17 protein-coding genes are annotated in these 17,085 nt (G+C 72.9%); 11 read left to right on the top strand and 6 right to left on the bottom strand.

What is annotated here, in order from left to right; all coding sequences use genetic code 11:
- Positions 1 to 107: 107 nt before the first annotated feature.
- Positions 108 to 497 carry an OsmC family protein gene (locus tag AB0K05_RS21800; RefSeq protein WP_148029562.1) on the bottom strand — a complete coding sequence of 130 codons (390 nt, stop codon included), beginning with the start codon at positions 495 to 497 and terminating at the stop codon, positions 108 to 110.
- A 51-nt stretch (positions 498 to 548) separates the two neighbouring features.
- Here AB0K05_RS21800 and AB0K05_RS21795 point away from each other — a divergent pair, with 51 nt between their 5' ends.
- Together AB0K05_RS21795 and AB0K05_RS21790 are read left to right on the top strand one after the other, a co-directional pair.
- The gene (locus AB0K05_RS21795) at positions 549 to 1,055 is read left to right on the top strand and encodes a hypothetical protein (RefSeq protein ID WP_148029561.1); all 507 of its coding nucleotides are present in this window, start codon (positions 549 to 551) and stop codon (positions 1,053 to 1,055) included.
- An 80-nt stretch (positions 1,056 to 1,135) separates the two neighbouring features.
- Positions 1,136 to 1,909 (top strand): FAD:protein FMN transferase, encoded by a 774-nt coding sequence (locus AB0K05_RS21790; RefSeq protein WP_364231111.1) that lies wholly within the window; start codon positions 1,136 to 1,138, stop codon positions 1,907 to 1,909.
- Between the two features lie 8 nt (positions 1,910 to 1,917).
- Here the strand turns inward: AB0K05_RS21790 and AB0K05_RS21785 are convergent, their stop codons facing one another.
- Positions 1,918 to 2,193: a hypothetical protein gene (locus AB0K05_RS21785; protein ID WP_148029559.1), complete on the bottom strand. Its 276-nt coding sequence runs from the start codon at positions 2,191 to 2,193 to the stop codon at positions 1,918 to 1,920.
- Between the two features lie 109 nt (positions 2,194 to 2,302).
- On the opposite strand from AB0K05_RS21785, the gene AB0K05_RS21780 reads away from it, so the two are divergent.
- Positions 2,303 to 2,680, top strand: a complete 378-nt coding sequence (locus AB0K05_RS21780) for a phage holin family protein (protein WP_364231108.1) — start codon at positions 2,303 to 2,305, stop codon at positions 2,678 to 2,680.
- Here AB0K05_RS21780 and AB0K05_RS21775 read toward each other — a convergent pair.
- The 3 genes from AB0K05_RS21775 to AB0K05_RS21765 all read right to left on the bottom strand — a co-directional run bounded on the left by AB0K05_RS21775 (position 2,664) and on the right by AB0K05_RS21765 (position 5,635).
- Positions 2,664 to 3,662 (bottom strand): LacI family DNA-binding transcriptional regulator, encoded by a 999-nt coding sequence (locus AB0K05_RS21775; RefSeq protein ID WP_148029557.1) that lies wholly within the window; start codon positions 3,660 to 3,662, stop codon positions 2,664 to 2,666. The two genes, AB0K05_RS21780 and AB0K05_RS21775, sit on opposite strands and share 17 nt — an antisense overlap.
- Positions 3,663 to 3,791: 129 nt before the next feature.
- Entirely contained in the window at positions 3,792 to 4,448 is a 657-nt protein-coding gene (locus AB0K05_RS21770; protein WP_364231105.1) for a (2Fe-2S)-binding protein, read from the bottom strand.
- Positions 4,449 to 4,462: 14 nt separating this feature from the next.
- Positions 4,463 to 5,635: an MFS transporter gene (locus AB0K05_RS21765; RefSeq protein ID WP_364231102.1), complete on the bottom strand. Its 1,173-nt coding sequence runs from the start codon at positions 5,633 to 5,635 to the stop codon at positions 4,463 to 4,465.
- A gap of 82 nt (positions 5,636 to 5,717) precedes the next feature.
- Here AB0K05_RS21765 and AB0K05_RS21760 point away from each other — a divergent pair, with 82 nt between their 5' ends.
- The gene (locus tag AB0K05_RS21760) at positions 5,718 to 6,746 is read left to right on the top strand and encodes a LacI family DNA-binding transcriptional regulator (protein ID WP_364231463.1); all 1,029 of its coding nucleotides are present in this window, start codon (positions 5,718 to 5,720) and stop codon (positions 6,744 to 6,746) included.
- A gap of 190 nt (positions 6,747 to 6,936) precedes the next feature.
- Here AB0K05_RS21760 and AB0K05_RS21755 read toward each other — a convergent pair whose 3' ends face one another.
- Positions 6,937 to 8,178: an MFS transporter gene (locus tag AB0K05_RS21755; protein WP_364231100.1), complete on the bottom strand. Its 1,242-nt coding sequence runs from the start codon at positions 8,176 to 8,178 to the stop codon at positions 6,937 to 6,939.
- A gap of 124 nt (positions 8,179 to 8,302) precedes the next feature.
- On the opposite strand from AB0K05_RS21755, the gene AB0K05_RS21750 reads away from it, so the two are divergent.
- From AB0K05_RS21750 to AB0K05_RS21720, 7 genes are all read left to right on the top strand, one after another.
- Positions 8,303 to 9,319: a winged helix-turn-helix domain-containing protein gene (locus AB0K05_RS21750; protein ID WP_364231098.1), complete on the top strand. Its 1,017-nt coding sequence runs from the start codon at positions 8,303 to 8,305 to the stop codon at positions 9,317 to 9,319.
- 82 nt (positions 9,320 to 9,401) lie between these two features.
- Entirely contained in the window at positions 9,402 to 10,352 is a 951-nt protein-coding gene (locus AB0K05_RS21745; RefSeq protein ID WP_271275405.1) for a sugar-binding domain-containing protein, read from the top strand.
- A 193-nt stretch (positions 10,353 to 10,545) separates the two neighbouring features.
- The gene (locus AB0K05_RS21740; protein WP_364231096.1) at positions 10,546 to 11,634 is read left to right on the top strand and encodes a sugar ABC transporter substrate-binding protein; all 1,089 of its coding nucleotides are present in this window, start codon (positions 10,546 to 10,548) and stop codon (positions 11,632 to 11,634) included.
- Between the two features lie 9 nt (positions 11,635 to 11,643).
- Positions 11,644 to 12,435 (top strand): ATP-binding cassette domain-containing protein, encoded by a 792-nt coding sequence (locus tag AB0K05_RS21735; RefSeq protein WP_148029552.1) that lies wholly within the window; start codon positions 11,644 to 11,646, stop codon positions 12,433 to 12,435.
- Positions 12,432 to 13,685: a sugar ABC transporter permease gene (locus AB0K05_RS21730; RefSeq protein ID WP_364231094.1), complete on the top strand. Its 1,254-nt coding sequence runs from the start codon at positions 12,432 to 12,434 to the stop codon at positions 13,683 to 13,685. Before AB0K05_RS21735 ends, AB0K05_RS21730 begins: the two co-directional genes overlap by 4 nt.
- Positions 13,682 to 15,157: an FGGY-family carbohydrate kinase gene (locus AB0K05_RS21725; protein WP_364231091.1), complete on the top strand. Its 1,476-nt coding sequence runs from the start codon at positions 13,682 to 13,684 to the stop codon at positions 15,155 to 15,157. The genes AB0K05_RS21730 and AB0K05_RS21725 overlap by 4 nt, the downstream gene beginning before the upstream one ends.
- Complete coding sequence (locus tag AB0K05_RS21720; RefSeq protein WP_364231088.1) at positions 15,154 to 16,845, top strand: FGGY family carbohydrate kinase; 1,692 nt, start codon at positions 15,154 to 15,156, stop codon at positions 16,843 to 16,845. The genes AB0K05_RS21725 and AB0K05_RS21720 overlap by 4 nt, the downstream gene beginning before the upstream one ends.
- Positions 16,846 to 17,085 lie beyond the last annotated feature (240 nt).

The following is a 17,085-nucleotide window of genomic DNA, read 5'->3' as shown; positions in this document are numbered from 1 at the left end:
GGTGTAGGTCTCTCGGCCGGTCACCATGCTTCCGACCTGTCTACGACGCTACCGGGGCCTATGCAACGACCGCGTCATAACGCAGTCGAATATCCGTTTAATCAGGGCTACGGGATCTCCAAACGGACCTCGGTGCCCTCTTCGAGCGAGCGGCCGACGGTGCAGTACTTCTCGTGCACCCGGTGCGCCACCGCCCTGAACACCTCGTCGGCCTCCTCCGAGGGCAGCTCGACGTCGTAGCGGACGGTGACGGGACCCAGACGGTTCGGCTCGACCTTGTCGGCCGAGACCTCCATGGCCAGGCGCACCAGCCGCTGGCCGCGCTTGGCGGTCAACGGCTCGACGGTGACGATGTGACACCCGCCCAGCGCCGCGAGCAACAACTCGACAGGCGTGAACACGCCGTCCTCCGCACCACCCATCCGCACCTGGGCGCCCCTGGCATTGGTCGCCAGGAATCCGCCGTCCTCGGTCCGCTCTACCCGCACGTTAGCCATGTTTTAGACCTTACTCAGACGCTTCTCATCTTCGAGACGCATCGTTCAATCATGGCTAGTGAGCGGAAATTCCTCGGTTCCCTGCTCTTCTGTCTGGGAGCGGGTGCGGCGCCGGCCGCGTACCTGCTCGGTCACGCGTCCCCGGTCACGGGCGCGGCTCTGGCCGTGTACGCGGTGGCGGCCGTCATGGCGGTACGCGTCCACGGCCGGCACACGAAGGGCACCGTGCTCATCGCCACCGGGCTGGAGCCCGGCGCGCTGCGGGGGCTGCTGGCCGGCAAGGGCGCGGACACCGTCGCCGTCTACCGCACCGAGCGGGTCGACGCCGAGCTGCTCGACCTTCACCAGCGGTACGGCCTGGTGCTGGTGGTCGGCGCGGAGCACGACCCGCGGACGAAGGAGCGGCTGAGCGCCTCCGGCCTGAGCAGGCAGGTTCCGGACATCGTCGAGCGCGAGGTGATCCTCGCCGGCCCCCGGCACTTCCAGCGGTACGTGCGCGGCGCGCTCTCCCGGCTGGCCGTCCCCGGCGCCCAGGTGCGGACGGCCAGGACACGGTAAAAGGCCGGTAAAGCTGCGGCATACCCTTAACCCGACATTACGGACGTTATGAGAGTGTTACTGGGGACAAGGAGGCGAAGGTGACGACTTTCCCCGGAACGGCCCGTGTCGGGAACTTCATGGGCACACACGTCAGTGTCGACATCCGTACCGCCCTGCCGACGCGGGAGCTCACTCCCGTGCTCGACCACGCGTTCAGGTGGCTGCGGTGGGTGGAAGAGACGTTCGACCCGGACGACGAGGACAGCCAGATCTTCCGCCTCAACCGCGGGCAGACCCTGCGTCAGGTGCCGGAGCTCGTCGAGGTGCTCCACCGGTGCGACGAACTGAGCAAAGCGACCGACGGCTGGTTCGAGGCCCGGATCGACGGCAGGGTCGACCCGTCCGGCTACATCAAAGGCTGGGCGCTGGAGCGGCTGTCACGGGCGCTGACGCAGTCGGGAGCGGTGGACCACCTCATCGACGCCGGCGGCGACATCCGGGTGCGCGGCTCGGCCTCGCCGGGCAAGCGCTGGCGGATCGGCGTCCGCGACCCGAAGACCGGGGTGGTGCGCAGGGTCCTGTTCGCCCACGACCTGGCCGTCGCGACCTCCGGCCGCGCCGAGATCGTGAACCCCCGTACGGGCGAACGGCAGGAGGCCCTGTCGTCCGTCACCGTGCTCGGCCCCGACCTGGGAGTGGCGGACGCCTACGCCACCGCCATGTACGCGATGGGACCGGTGCTCGCCAGGCGCTTCGGGACCGAGCTGGGCGAGGGCCCGTACCAGAGCCTGATCGTGACCCGTGACGGCCAGGAGTTCGGCACCCCCGGCCTGGCCGCCTACAGCGGGGCGGGCACCCTGCTGGCCGGCTAGCTGGCCGGCTAGGCGTCGGGATGCTCGCGTAGATACTCAAGGTAGACGGGGCGCAGCGCCGCCCCCAGGTTGCCCTCGCCCGCGGTCATCGCGTCGCTCAGCAGCGCCGAGACGCGGGTGAGGTCGGCCGTCGTCTCGCTCGCGTGGCCGGTGGCCGCCTCGGCCGCGGGGATCACCTTGAGCAGGTTCCACAGGAACCCGAGGTCCCCATGGCGGACGGCGTAGCGCACGGCGCGTTCGTGCAGCTCGCTGTCCGACAGCGTTTCGAGTCCGGTGGCGTCCATCTCGCTCCTCCCTGGTAACCTCCCCCTTTCCCGGGCGAGCGGGGCGGTAACGCATCGGGATCCGCTCCGGCCTATCCGTATGGCGACGGCAGTGGGAGGATCAAGCAGCGTGAGATTCATCATCAGAACCCTCGCGGCCGCGGTCGCGCTCTGGGTGGCGGTCCAGTTCCTCGACGGCATCGACGTGACGGCGCCGGAGTATTCGGCGAGCTACTGGGGCACGCTCCTCGTCGTCGCGCTGATCTTCGGCCTCATCAACGCCATCGTCAAACCCATCGTGAAAGGCCTCGGGTGCGCGCTGATCGTGCTCACCCTCGGGTTGTTCCTGCTGGTCATCAACGCCGCCATGCTGCTGCTGACCAGCTGGGTGGCCGACCAGCTGAGCATCCCCTTCCATGTCGACTCCTTCTGGCCCGACGCGTTCTTCGGCGCGATCATCATCAGCGTGGTGACCTGGCTGCTCAGCTGGCTCATCCCCGACGACTGAGGTCGGCCACCGACTCGCGCTCGCGCAGGGTGGGCAGCTGGACGACGCGCCGGCGCTCGCCCTGGCCGTCGGCCGCGTCGGTCATGAGGCGGACGGCCGCGCCGACGATGCCGTCGATGTTCCAGTCGACGGTTGACAGCTCGGGAGTGAGCAGGCCGGACATCGGGTGGTCGTCGTAGCCCATCACCGAGACGTCGCCGGGGATCGACAGCCCCAGCTCCCGGGCGGCGGCGTAGACGCCGTAGGCGATGGAGTCGGCGAAGCAGAAGACGGCGCTCGGCCGGGCGCCGCCGAGCAGGTCGCGGGCGGCCCGCGTGGCGGCGATCGGGCCGTGCGCGGCGCTCGCCACCTCGATGTCGAGGCCCAGCCGCTCGGCCTCGGCCAGGACGTGCACGTCGGCGGGGCGGTCGGGGGTGCTGGGCCGGGTGGGGGTGAGCACGCCGACGCGGCGGTGGCCGAGCGCCCGCAGGTGCTCCAGCGCGAGCGTGACGCCGCGCCGGTTGTCGAAGACGACCTCGGCGGCGGTGCCGCGCAGCGAGTCGCCGACCGCGACCACCGGCAGCGACGCGCACAGCTCGGGCCAGAACGGCGCGGCGGGGTCGAGCGGCTGCACGATGAGGCCGTCGACGCGCTGGTCACGCAGCTGGCCGGCGAGCGCCCGCTCGCGCGCCGGGTCGCCGGCGGCGTCGAGGATGAGCGCGTAGCGGTCGCGTTCGCGCAGGCCCCTGCTGATGCCCACGGCCAACGACTGCTGCCAGAGGTCCTCCAGCGAGGCGCAGAGCACCCCGATCATGCCGGTGCGGCCGCTGGCCAGGGCGCGGGCGATCGGGTCGGCCTCGTAGCCGAGCTCGGCCGCGGCGGCGCGGACCCGCTCGACGGTCTCGGGCGCGACCTGCACGCCGCGCAGCGCGTAGGAGACGGCGGCCTGGGACAGGCCCGTGGCGCGCGCCACCTCCCGGATCGTCGCTCGCTTGCGGGGCATCCCGCCACGATAAACGCCGCCACCGACATTCCGGTGACCGCATGGTAACGCCCCGGTCACGCCGCGCGTTCAGGCACTTCACGTCCCCGCGATCAGACGCCGTCCAAGCCGCCGTCCCCAGGTCCGTGGTCAGGCGGCGGGCTTCCTCAGCACGCAGCAGCTCCCGCACAGCTCGGCGTCCGGCAGCGTCACCCACAGGCAGCAGGTACGGCGGAAGTATCCGTCGCCGGACGGCTCGATCAGGCCGTCGACCGGCTCGCCGACGCGCCTGAGCAGGTCCATGTAGTCGCCGGGCACCATCGAGATCAGAGGGTGCGCGAACGCCTCGGCCGTCGAGCCCCACAAGGTCCGCTCGCCCACCCTGGCCATCGAGCCGATCGCCTTGACCAGGGGCCGCTGCGACTCCGCCAGCGCCTCCCGGATCGCGCCGGCGCCCTTCGTCCAGCTCACCCGGCTCGCCGCGATCGTCACCCCGGCGTCGGAGCGCCTGACGTACGTGTCGGCCAGCTTCATGATCGGCACGCGCCCGTCCAGCGCCCAGCCGAGCGCCATCGGCAGCGTGTGCCAGTAGCCGTAGGTCTTCCAGAACAGCGCCGCGCCGACGTGGCGTGGCGCGTTCCAGCGCGCCGCCGTCTCGTCGACCAGCTCGCCCAGCACCGTGTACGGCTCCCGCACCAGACCGGCGACGGCCGTCCAGCTCTCGTCGGGCTCGATGACCAGGCCCGGCTCCACGCCCAGCACGCCGCCGCGCTCGGCGGCGACGCGTTCCAGCACCTCGGTCAGCACCCCGAACCCCTTCGCTAAAGGTTAGCCTTGCCTAAGGTAGCAGGGCGTCCCGCGAACCATCCGGTGACCAGCTGCGCGCCCACCACGCCCAGCCCGGCCGCCAGCGGCACGGACCAGCCACCGGACACCTGCCCCAGATACCCGAACAGCAGCGGGCCGAGCGCCGCGATCACGTACCCGAGCGACTGCGCCACCGCGGACAGCGCCGTCACCGCCGCCGGGTCGGCCGGGCGCAGCGCGATGATCAGCAGCGCCAGCGCGAACGACGCGCCCTGCCCGATGCCCAGCACGATCATCCACAGCCACGGCACCGTCGTCGGCGCCACCAGCACCCCCAGGTAGCCGAGGCCGGTCAGCACACCCGCCGCCATCACGTACGGCACCTGCGACGCCCGCCGCCCGGCCACGACCGGCACGCCCAGCGTGGCGGCCACCTGGACCAGGGTCGTCAGCCCGAGCAGGTAACCGGCCTGGTCGGCGGGCAGCCCGGCGTCCAGGAAGATCTTCGGCAGCCACGTCAGCATGATGTAGAACGTCGCCGACTGCAGCCCCATCCAGGCCGTCACCTGCCAGGTCACCCGGCTGCGCAGGACCGCCCGGATGGGCCGCGGCCCCTGCGGCGGGAGCACCTGCCTGCCGAACACCTGCGGCAGCCAGAGCAGGGCGGCGGCCAGGGCCGGCACGGCCATCAGCGCCGACACGCCGCGCCAGTCGTGACCGGTGGCGTTCTCCAGCGGGATGACCAGGGCCGAGGCGCCCGCCGCGCCGCCCACGATGGCCGAGGAGTAGACGCCGGTGAGCAGGTTCAGCCGGTGGGGGAAGTGCTGCTTGACGATGGCGGGCATGATCACGTTCATCACGGCGATGGCCGTCGCCGCGACGGCCGAGCCCACGTACAGGACCGGGGCGCCGTCGAGGACCCGCAGCACCACCCCGAGCGCGAGCAGCAGCAGGCCGGCCAGGAGCGTGCGGTCCAGCCCGATGCGGCGGGCGAGCAGCGGCGCCAACGGCCCGAACACGCCCAGGCAGATCACCATGACCGTGGAGATGCCGCCGGCTCCTGCGGGGCTGAGCCCGACGTCGGTCATGATCTCGTCGAGGAGCGGCGAGACCCCGGCGATGGCGGGCCGGAGGTTCAGCCCGGCCAGCACGATGCCGGCGACGAGCAGTGCGGATCTGAACGACATCGGGTTCCTCCTGTCGCACAGTGCTTTGACAACGTTGTCCGGCACTGCGAGGTGAGAAAGGATCCTAGACGTGAGACCGACGATGAAGGACGTCGCCTCGGCCGCGGGCGTCGCGCTCAAGACCGTGTCCCGCGTGGTCAACGGCGAGCCCGGCGTGCATCCGGCGACCGCCGACCGGGTGCGCGCCGCCATCGACCGGCTCGGCTACAGCCGCAACGAGAGCGCCCGCGTGCTGCGCCGGGGCCGCACCGCCACCATCGGCCTGGTCATCGAGGACGTCGCCGACCCCTTCTACGCCGGGCTGAGCCGGGCCGTGGAGTCGGTGGCCGCCGCCCACGGGTGCCTGCTGCTCAGCGGGTCGTCCAGCGAGGACCCGGAGCGCGAGCGGGAGCTGGTGCTCACGTTCTGCGCGCGGCGGGTCGACGGGCTGATCGTGGTGCCCGCCGGCGAGGACCACTCCTACCTGCGGCCCGAGCTCGACGCGGGCACCCCGGCCGTGTTCGTGGACCGGCCGCCGGGGCCGGGGATCGACGTCGACACGGTGCTCGCCGACAACGCGGGCGGCGCGGCCCTGGCCACCCGGCACCTCGTCGCGCACGGGCACAGCAGGATCGCGTTCCTCGGCGACGAGCCGTCGATCTTCACGGCCGCGCGGCGGCTGCACGGCTTCCGGACCGCGCTGGGTCACCTCTACGACGAGCGGCTGGTGTGCATGCGGGCCCCCGCGCTCGACACCGTACGGGCGGCGCTCGACCGGATGCTGGCCCTGGACCGGCCGCCGACGGCGGTGTTCACCGGCAACGGGCGGCTCACCGTGACCGCCCTGCGCGCGCTGGCGGGGCGGCGCGGGCCGGCGGTGGTCGGGTTCGACGACTTCGAGCTGTCGGACCTGCTCGGCGTGACGGTGGTGGCGCAGGATCCGGCGCGCATGGGGCGGGTGGCGGCCGAGCTGCTGTTCCGCAGGCTCTCGGGCGACACCGGACCCGCCGAGCACCCGGTGCTGCCGGTCGGCCTCGTCCCCCGCGGCTCGGGCGAGCTGCCCCCCGTGAGACCCGCTGAGATCGACGCGCCGCACCCCAGAGAGCTTCGGCCGAACGATTCCCCTCCCTGACGCGGGCGGCCCCGTCAGCGGACGCGGTCCCGAACCCGGGCCTACGGCGGGCTGAGCGGGCCGTCAGGCACGCATGACGGCGCCGAGCCCGAGGGGTTTCCCAAAAGGTCGTGATTTTTCTGAACTTACGGCAAGGCCGACGGGCCTCAGGCACGCACTGCGGCGCCCTGCCCGAGAGGGGATCAACGGATCAAGGGGTTCGGGTGGGGGTCTGGTCGGCGGTGATTCTCTCCGGGGCAGGCTCCGGGCGGAGGGGCCGCCACAGGGCCAGGGCGGCGAGGACGCCGGCGGCGCCCGCGACCACGATCCCGAGCCGGGGCGAGAACACCTCGCCCACGACGCCGATGAGCGCCGCGCCCACCGCCTGCCCGGTCATCAGCCCCGTCGACAGCAGCCCGAACGCCTGCCCGCGCACGTCCTCGGGCACCGCGTCGACGAACCGGCGCTGCAGCCCGAGCTGGTAGGCGAGGCCCGCGGCCGCGACGGCGGCGAGGGCTGCGGCCCACCCGACGCCGGGCGCGGCCAGGAACCCCAGCCACGGCACCCCGAGCAGCACCGCCAGCGGCAGCGAGAGCCGCTCCCGCAGCGCCGGCGCGGCGAACCGGCCGACGGCGAACTCCCCCACGGCCATCCCGGCGGCGGCCGCGGCCAGCACCACGCCGGCCTTGCCCTGCCCGCCCAAGTACGGCACGATCATCGCCTCACCCCCGGCCAGGAACAGCGGCGGCACCCACGACGCCAGCAGCAGCCCGCGCACCCGCCGGTCGGCGAGCAGCACTCTGTTGACCCGCAGCGTGGTCCGCACCGCTCCGGAAGCGGAGCCCCGCCGGTCAGTCTGGCGGGGCGGACTGGACGAAAGGCCGAAGCGGAGGATCAGGGCGCCGAAGGCGGAGAGCGCCGCGGTGGCCGCGAGGGCGCCCTGGGGGCCGGTGGCGGCCAGGAAGGCGCCGCCCACGGCCAGGCCGCCGATCTGGGCTCCGGCCGAGGTGACGCCCAGGAGCGACCGTCCCAGGACGAACGCGTCACCGGGCAGCACGTCCGGCAGCATGGCGCTGCGCGCGGCGCCGAAGACGGGCGAGAACAGCCCCGTGACCAGCACCAGCGCCAGCATCGCCCAGACCGGCAGCCCCGCGTACGCCAGCAGCAGGCACACCACCACCCTGACCAGCTCGCCCACCACCATGAGCCCCCGCGCGGGCAGCCGGTCGGCCAGCGACAGCAGGAACATGCCACCGACGATGTACGGCAGCCAGCCCACCATGTAGGCGGCCGCGGCCAGCCCGGGCGAGCCGCTCTCCGCGTACACCAGCACCGACAGCGCCAGCATCTTGATCGAGTCGCCGGACACCAGCAGCGCGAAGCTGCCGAACAGCACCCGGAACTCGCGGACGGCGAACACCTCGCCGTAGGTCGCCGCGCGTTCGGTGGACAAGGCGGATCTCCTCAGGAGGGGTGGGAGGGGCGGCCCCGGAGGGAGGGTCGGGGCCGCCTCGTCTGTTCATCCGATGGTGGCCGGGGTCCAAGCTCACGGCGAAGCTTTCGGATATAACCGAAAGATGGTGTACAGGATCGAGGTCACCTCACAGGACGTGGCCGCCAGCCGGTTCGCCATCTCGCCGCTGATCGAGACCATGCACGCGCAGTGGCTGCTCGACGGCCGCGGACCGGCGGGCGTGCACCGGCAGTGGGTGGACCGGTGGCGGCCGGCGTACCGGGAGCTGGCGCGCCGCCACCCGGCGCTGCGCGCCACGGCCGTGATCTCCGGCAACCGGGGCGACGCGAACGTGGACTTCATCGCGCCCCCGCCCACCGGCGTGGGCGTGCCGTTCGAGGCGGAGCTGTCCGCCGTCAGGGAGACCCCGATCGAGCAGGCGCACGCCGAGATCGCCGCGGTGCTGGCCCGCCGCCCGCCGGCCGCCGAGGAGGCCAGAGCCCTGCTGCTCGGCGCCGACGTGGTGCGGCTCATCGCCGACGCGTACGAGGCGCTCTGGACGGAGATCGTGTCCAGGGAGTGGCCGCACTTCCAGGCGATCTTGGAGCGGGACGTGGTGCACCGGGCAGGGCGGCTGGCGGCGTACGGGTGGGCGGCGGCGCTCGACGGCCTGAGCGAGCAGGTGCGCTGGAACGGCGACGGCCACATCGAGATCGCGATGGGCACGCAGGACGAGTGGTACCGGCTGGGCGGCAAGGGGCTGCTGTTCCTGCCGTCGGCGTTCATCGGCAACCTGGGCGCGTACCTGGAGGAGGCGTGGCCGTCCGCGCTGGTCTACCCCGCCCGCGGGATCGCGGCCGGACGGCGCCGGGCGGGGGCCGGCCTGGCGCGGCTGATCGGGCGCACCCGCGCCCGCGTCCTGGAGGAGCTGGCCGCGCCGGCCACGACCACCCACCTGGCCGCGCTGCTCGGGCAGAGCCTCGGCACCACGGGCGGCCACCTGGCGGCGCTGCGCGAGGCGGGGCTGATCAGCGGCACCCGGACCGGCCGCAGCGTCCTGTACGCGCGCACCCCTCTCGGCGACGCCCTCGTCGCGGGCGCGATCCGGCCGGGCATCCCGGATTCGCGCCAGGATCGCTAGCCTTTCTTCCGGGCGGCGCGAAGGTATAGTCGAGCGCATACGTTCAGCACAATTGTTCAGAGAATCCCCAGGGAGCGCGCGCATGAATGTCGACGCCGCACAGGAAGCCCGCTTCCCCCAGGAGCTGATGTACGCCGCGGCGTCGCAGTACTACCTCCACGACGCCACCCAGGCCGACATCGCCAAGCGGCTGGGCGTCAGCAGGGCGACCGTGAGCCGGCTGCTGACCGAGGCGCGCAGGCAGGGCATCGTCGAGATCAAGGTGCACCGCCCCGAACGGCTGGCCGGAGGCCACCTGGCGAGCGAGGTCGCCGCCGCGCTGAACCTCCACGACGTCCACCTCGTCCCCAAGGTCAGCGGCCCCGCGCTGGGCCCGTGGCTGGCCCCCGGCCTGGCCAAGGCGCTGGCGGCGGTGGGGCTGGAGTCGGGCGACGTGGTGCTGGTGTCGTCGGGCAGCACCGTGTACGAGTGCGCGCGCGAAGGGCTCGGCCGCTTCCCCGGCGTGCGGATCGCCCCGGCGGTCGGCGGGCAGCAGGACCCGCAGCCCTGGTTCCAGACCAACGAGACCACCCGCCTGCTGGCCGACCAGGTCGGCGGCGTGCCCCACTACCTGTACGCGCCCGCGCTGCCTGGCCCCGAGCTGTTCTACTCGCTGCAGCACGAGCCGTCGGTGCGCCGGGTGATGGACCTGTGGGCGCAGGCCAGGTGCGCGGTCGTGGGCGTCGGCTCGCCGCCGCTGACGCGCCAGGTCGTGCCCGCGTTCGTGCCGCGCGACGAGCCCAGCCTGCGCAGGGCCGTGGGCGACGTCTGCTCGCGCTTCTACGACCGCGACGGCGAGCCGGTCGGCTATCCGGGCAGCGAACGCCTGGTCGCGGCCGGCCTGGAGGAGCTGCGGCGCATCCCGCACTCGATCGCCGTCGCCGTGGGCGGGGAGAAGGTGGCCTCGATCATCGCGGGTGCCAGGGGCGGCTACTTCAACCGGCTCGTGACCGACGCGCTGACCGCCGAGAGCATCCTCGCCGCCACGCGTTGAGCACCACGCCGGGGTGAACCCGGCGTCGTCCGCATGCCTAGAGTGTGAACACTCGTGCTGGACAAATGTTCTGGCCCCGGCTAGCGTGATGCCCACCACAGGACGTGGCCCGACAGGCGCGTCATTGGTCGCATTCGGGGGACGCGACGCATACGAGATCGTCCGCTGGACGTAGCGAGTGAGGAAAGAACCCGTGAAGAGAATCAAGATGCGGACGTCCGCCTTCGCCGCCGTGGCGGTCCTCGCGACTTCGGCGCTGGCCGCGTGCGGCTCGACCGGCGGCGACGGTGCGGCGACCAGCGGCGCCGAGGGCGGCGCGGAGAACGCCAAGGTGGCGTTCCTCATGCCCGACCTCGCCTCCACCCGGTACGAGCAGCAGGACAAGCCGCTGTTCGAGGCCAAGATGAAGGAGCTCTGCCCCAGCTGCTCCGTCATCTACCAGAACGCCGACTCCGACGCCGCCAAGCAGCAGCAGCAGGCGAACTCCGCGCTGGCCCAGGGCGTCAAGGCGATCGTGATCGACCCCGTCGACTCCACCGCGGCGGCCACCATCGTGCGCGCCGCGCAGGCGCAGCAGGTGCCGATCATCGCCTACGACCGGCCGATCCCGTCCACTCCGGCCGACTACTACATCTCGTTCGACAACGAGAAGATCGGCTCGCTGATCGCCCAGTCGCTGGTCGACCACCTCAAGGCGGAGAACGCCGAGGGCGGCATCCTCCAGGTGAACGGCTCCCCGACGGACGCCGCGGCCGGCCTGATCAAGAAGGGCATCCACAGCGCCGTCGACCCCAGCGGCTTCAAGCTGCTGGCCGAGTACGACACGCCCGAGTGGAGCCCGGAGAAGGCGCAGACCTGGGTCAGCGGCCAGATCACCCAGTTCGGCGACGACATCGTCGGCGTGGTCGCGGCCAACGACGGCACCGCCAGCGGCACCATCGCCGCCTTCAAGGCTGCGGGCAAGGACGTGCCGCCGGTCACCGGCAACGACGCGGAGATCGCCGCCGCCCAGCGCATCATCAAGGGCGACCAGTACAACACGATCTCCAAGCCGATCAAGATCGTCGCCGAGGCCGCCGCCGACGTCGCCTACCAGTTCATGCAGGGCCAGAAGCCCGAGGGCAAGGACTCCCTGTACGACACGCCCTCCGAGCTCTTCGTCCCGACGGTCGTGACGAAGGAGAACGTCAAGGAGGTGCTGTTCGACAGCGGCATCATGAAGGCCTCCGAGGTGTGCACCGGCGAGTACGCCGAGGGCTGCGCCGCGCTCGACATCAAGTAAGGGGTCCCCGTGTCGCCCACACAGAAGCCGGACGCAGTCCTGTCCCTGCGCGGCATCAGCAAGACCTTCGGGGCCGTCGCCGCGCTCACCGACATCGAGCTCGACGTGGCCCCGCACCAGGTCGTCGCGGTGGTCGGCGACAACGGCGCCGGCAAGTCCACGCTGGTCAAGATCCTCTCAGGGGTGCATCCGCCGGACTCGGGGACGATCACGTTCGCCGGCCGTGAGGTCGACATCCCCAACCCGGCGGCCGCGCACAAGCTCGGCATCGCCACCGTCTTCCAGGACCTGGCGCTCTGCGAGAACCTCAACGTGATCCAGAACCTGTTCCTGGGCCAGGAGATCCGCCCGCTGCGCCTGAACGACGTGGCGATGGAGACGCGTTCGTGGGAGCTGCTCCGGCAGCTCTCCGCGAAGATCCCGAGCGTGCGGGTCCCGGTGGCGGCGCTGTCCGGGGGCCAGCGCCAGACGGTGGCGATCGCCAGGTCGCTGCTCGGCGACCCGAAGATCATCATCCTGGACGAGCCGACGGCCGCGCTGGGCGTCGCCCAGACGGCCGAGGTGCTCAACCTGGTCGAGCGGCTGCGCGAGAACGGCCTGGGGGTGATCATGATCAGCCACAACATGGCCGACGTGAAGGCCGTGGCCGACAAGGTCGCGGTGCTCAGGCTCGGCCGCAACAACGGCGTCTTCGACGTCGGCGACGTCTCCGCCGAAGACATCATCGCCGCGATCACCGGGGCCACCGACAACGCGGTGGCCCGGCGGGCGTCCCGGCGTCAGGAAGGGCTCCCGTCATGAAGGACACGGTGAACAGCACGACGGGCGGCACGGTCGACCACCAGGACGAGCGGCTGCAGCGGCGCGAGGGCCTGCGCGGCGCGTTCACCGACGTGGTCGAGCGGGCGCGCGGCGGCGACCTCGGCGTGATCCCGGTCGTGGTCGGGCTGATCGTCATCTGGAGCGTGCTGCAGATCCTCAACCCGATCTTCCTGTCCAGCCAGAACCTGGTGAACCTGACGATGGAGTCGGCCGCGGTCGGCGTCATCGCGCTGGGCATCGTCTGCGTCCTGCTGGTCGGCCAGATCGACCTGTCCGTCGGCTCGGTCAGCGGCCTGTCGGGCGCGGTGCTGGCGGTGCTCTTCGTGGACCAGGGGCTGCCGGCCTGGGTGGCGATCTCGGCCGCGGTCATCATCGGCGCCGCCGTCGGCTGGGTGTACGCGCAGCTGTTCAACAGGTTCGGCGTGCCCAGCTTCGTCATCACGCTCGCGGGCCTGCTCGGCTTCCTCGGCCTGCAGCTGTACGTGCTCGGCACCAAGGGCGCGATCAACCTGCCGTTCGACTCGGGGCTGGTGAACTTCGCCCAGCTCGCCTTCGTGCCCGCCTGGCTGTCGTACACGCTGGCGGTGGTCGCGGCCGGGTGGCTGTTCGCGAGCGGCTACCTGCACGCCAGGGAGCGGCGCAAGGCCGGGCTGTCGTCGAAGAGCACCTCGGCGCTGGTGGTGCGGAGCGCCGCGCTGCTGGTGGCGCTGCTGTTCATGGTCTGGTACCTGGGACAGACGCGCGGCGTCGGCTGGATGTTCGTGTTCTTCGTCGCGCTGGTGCTGGTCATGCACTACCTGCTCTCGCGGACGCGGTGGGGCAGATCCGTGTACGCGGTCGGCGGCAACGTCGAGGCCGCCAGGCGCGCCGGCATCAACGTCAGGACCATCTACACCTCGGTGTTCGTGCTCTGCTCCTCCTTCGCGGCGGTCGGCGGCATCCTCGCCGCGGCCCGGCTCGCGGCGGCCAACCAGAGCAGCGGCGGCGGCGACGTCAACCTCAACGCCATCGCCGCGGCGGTCATCGGCGGCACGAGCCTGTTCGGCGGGCGCGGCACCGCGTTCGGCGCGCTGCTCGGCATCATCGTCATCCAGTCGATCTCCAGCGGCCTGACGCTGCTGAACCTCGACTCCTCCATCCGCTTCATGGTCACCGGGGCCGTCCTGCTCCTGGCGGTGGTCGTCGACTCCGTCTCGCGCCGGTCGAGGACCTCGCACGGCAGGGCATGATGGCGGCCATCTGCGTCGACGCGGGCACCACGGTGATCAAAGCCGTCGGCTACGACGCCCGGGGCGCCGAGTCCGCGGTGTCCAGGCGGCCCACGGCCGTCTCCAGGCCCGTCCCCGGCCACGCCGAGCAGGACATGGCCGCGGTCTGGGACGCCGTCGAGGCGACCGTGCGCGAGGTGGCCGCCGCGCTCGGCGAGCCGGTGGACTTCGTGGCCTTGACCGCGCAGGGCGACGGCTGCTGGCTGGTCGACTCCGCCGGCGAGCCCACCGGCCCGGCCATCCTGTGGAACGACGGCCGCGCGGCCGGGATCGTCGACGGCTGGACCCGGTCCGGGCTGGCCGCGCGGGCCTTCCGGGTCAACGGCTCGTCGGCGGCCTCCGGGCTGCCGCACGCGATCCTCGCCTGGCTGAAGGAGCACGACCCCGGACGACTGACCCGCTCCGCCGCCGCACTCACCTGCGGCGGCTGGATCTTCGCGCGGCTGACCGGCGAGCTCGCCGCCGACGAGTCCGACGCCTCCGCCCCGTTCATGGACCTGCGCGCCCGCCGCTACGCGCCCGAGCTGCTTGAGCTGTTCGGGCTGGAATGGGCGGAGCGGCTGCTGCCCGGCATCCGCGACGACGACCGGCGCACGGCCGGGCTGTCGAAGCGGGCGGCGGAGCGGCTCGGGCTGGCCGAGGGCACGCCCGTGGTGCTGGCCCCGTACGACATCGTCACGACCGCGCTCGGCGCGGGCGCGGTCAGCCCGGGGCAGGCGTGCGGCATCCTCGGCACCACGCTCTGCGTGGAGACCCTGGTCGAACGGCCGGACCTGGACGGCGACCCGGTCGGCATCACGATCGCGGCGCCGGGCGGCTACCTGCGCGCCTTCCCCACGTTCGCCGGCACCGAGGTGATCCAGTGGGCCTGCCGGATGCTCGGCCTGGACCGGCCCGCCGAGCTGAGCGAGCTGGCCGAGCGGAGCGAACCGGGGGCGCGCGGGCTGGCGTTCCTGCCCTACTTCTCCCCCGCCGGTGAGCGGGCGCCGTTCTCCGACCCGTACGCCAGGGGCGCGTTCCTCGGCATGTCCGTCGAGCACGGCCGCGAGCACCTCGCCCGCGCCGTGCTGGAAGGGCTCACGCTCGTCGTCCAGGACTGCCTGGCCGCCACCGGCGCCGCCCCGCGCGAGCTGCGGGTCTGCGGCGGCGGCTCGGCGAGCGGGCTGTGGCTGCGGCTCATCGCCGCCGTCACCGGGCTGCCTGTGCTGCGCCCGGCCGACGCCGAAGTCGGCGCGAGGGGCGCCTTCCTCGTCGGGCTCGCCGCCACCGGCGCCGCGACGATCCAGGACGCCGCCGCCCGTCACGTGCGGCTCGGTGACGTCGTGGAGCCCGAGCCCGGCCCGTACGCGAGCGCGTACCGGGACTTCCTGACCCTGCGCGAGCACGCGGCCCGATCCTGGCCGCTGCTCGCCGAGATGCGGAGCAGGTCATGAGCGCGTGGATCGGGATCGACCTCGGCACCCAGAGCGTGCGCGCGATGGTCGTGGACGCCGGCGGGCGGGTGCTCGGCGCGGCCGTCCGCCCGCTGACCAGCCGCCGCGACGGCGTCCGGCACGAGCAGGACCCCGAGGAGTGGTGGCAGGCGCTGGCCGCGGCCACCCGCGAGGCGCTGCGCGACGTGCCCGCCGGGCGGATCGAGGGGGTCGCGGTCGACGCCACGTCCGGGACGATCCTGCTCACCGCGCCGGACGGGACGCCGCTGACGCCCGCGCTCATGTACGACGACAGGCGCGCCGCCGGGTTCGTGGACCGGGTGAACGAGGTGGGCGCGCCGGTCTGGGAGCGGCTGGGTTACCGGCGCATGCAGGCCAACTGGGCGCTGCCCAAGCTGCTGTGGCTGCTCGGCGACGCCCCGGCGGGGGCCCGCCTGGCCCACCAGAGCGACTTCGTCAACCGCCGGCTGGCCGGGCGCGAGGTGGCGACCGATCTGGGCAACGCGCTCAAGACCGGGGTGGACCTGATCGACGAACGCTGGCCGTCCGACGTCCTGTCCGCGCTCGGGGTGCCCGCCGGCGTGCTGCCCGCCGTGGTACGTCCCGGCACCCGCGTCGGCGAGGTCTGCGCGGAGGCGGCCAGGGCCACCGGCATCCCGCGGGGCACCCCGGTGATCGCGGGGACCACCGACGGGTGCGCCGCCCAGCTCGGCGCGGGCGCGCTGACCCCCGGGAGCTGGAACTCCGTCCTGGGCACCACCCTCGTGCTCAAGGGCGTCACCCGTGAGCCGGTGCGCGACCCGCTCGGCGTCGTCTACTCACACCGCGCCCCGGACGGGTCCTGGCTCCCGGGCGGCGCGTCGAGCACCGGCGCCGGCGTCCTCTCCCGCGACCTCCCTGGCCGCGACCTCGACGCCCTGTCCCTGGAAGCCGCCACCCGCTACGCCCCCGCAACCTCCACAGGTCTCACGCACGGCCGCTCGGGCTCCTCAGGTGCCACGTACGGTCGCGTGGACTCCCCGGGTGGCACGTACGGTCGCCGGGACTCCGCAGCCGTGGACGGCGCGTACGGCCGCAGGAACTCCTCGGACGTGGACAGTCCTTACGGTCGTGGGACCACCGTGGGCGCGTACCCTGTGGGCCGGGGTGGAGGCGGCGGCCCGCTGGATCCGGCAGGGCTGCCGATCACGTATCCGCTGGTCTCGCGGGGTGAGCGGTTCCCGTTCGCGGCGCCGGACGCCGAGGGTTTCACGCTCGGGGACCCCGCCGACGACGTGGAGCGGTACGTCGCGATCCTGCTCGGCGCGGCGTTCGTCGAACGGCTCTGCTTCGACTACCTCGACCTGCTCGGCGCCCCCGTGGACGGCGAGATCATCCTCACCGGCGGCGCCACCCGCAGCGCGTACTGGACCCAGCTCCGCGCCGACGTCCTCGGCCGTCCGGTGACCCTCCGGGAGAACGCCGAACCGGCACTCGGCATGGCCGTCCTGGCAGCCGGAGCCACTGACACGGCCGGAACCGCCGGCGCCGCAGACGCCGCCGCCCGCATGATCCGCACCCGCGAGGTCGTCGAACCCTCCGGCGCCGACCTGCGCGACCCGTACCTGCGCTTCGTCACCGCCCTGGAAGAGCGCGGCTGGCTCCCCACCCCCGCCGCCGCCCACGCCCGCCAAAGGAGCGAGCGATGACCCCGCCCGCACACACAACGCGGCCCACCCAGGGCGCGCGGCCAACGCATGCGGCGCAGCCCGCAAGGGTGCGGCCCGCGACTGAGCCTCAGCCCTCGCAGGCGGCACGACCCCCGCGAGCGGCGCGCCCCGTGGACAAGCCGCAGCCCACACATGGCGCGCAGCCAACCGCAGGGGCGCAGCCCGCAAGGGTGCGGCCCGCGGCCGAGCCTCAGCCGTCGCAGGCGGCACGACCCCCGC

The organism is Nonomuraea sp. NPDC049486, assembly GCF_040676925.1.
GTDB classification, from domain to species: domain Bacteria; phylum Actinomycetota; class Actinomycetes; order Streptosporangiales; family Streptosporangiaceae; genus Nonomuraea; species Nonomuraea ferruginea.
Note: the sequence above shows the minus strand (reverse complement) of the source record. Positions and strands in the feature narration are given on the sequence as shown.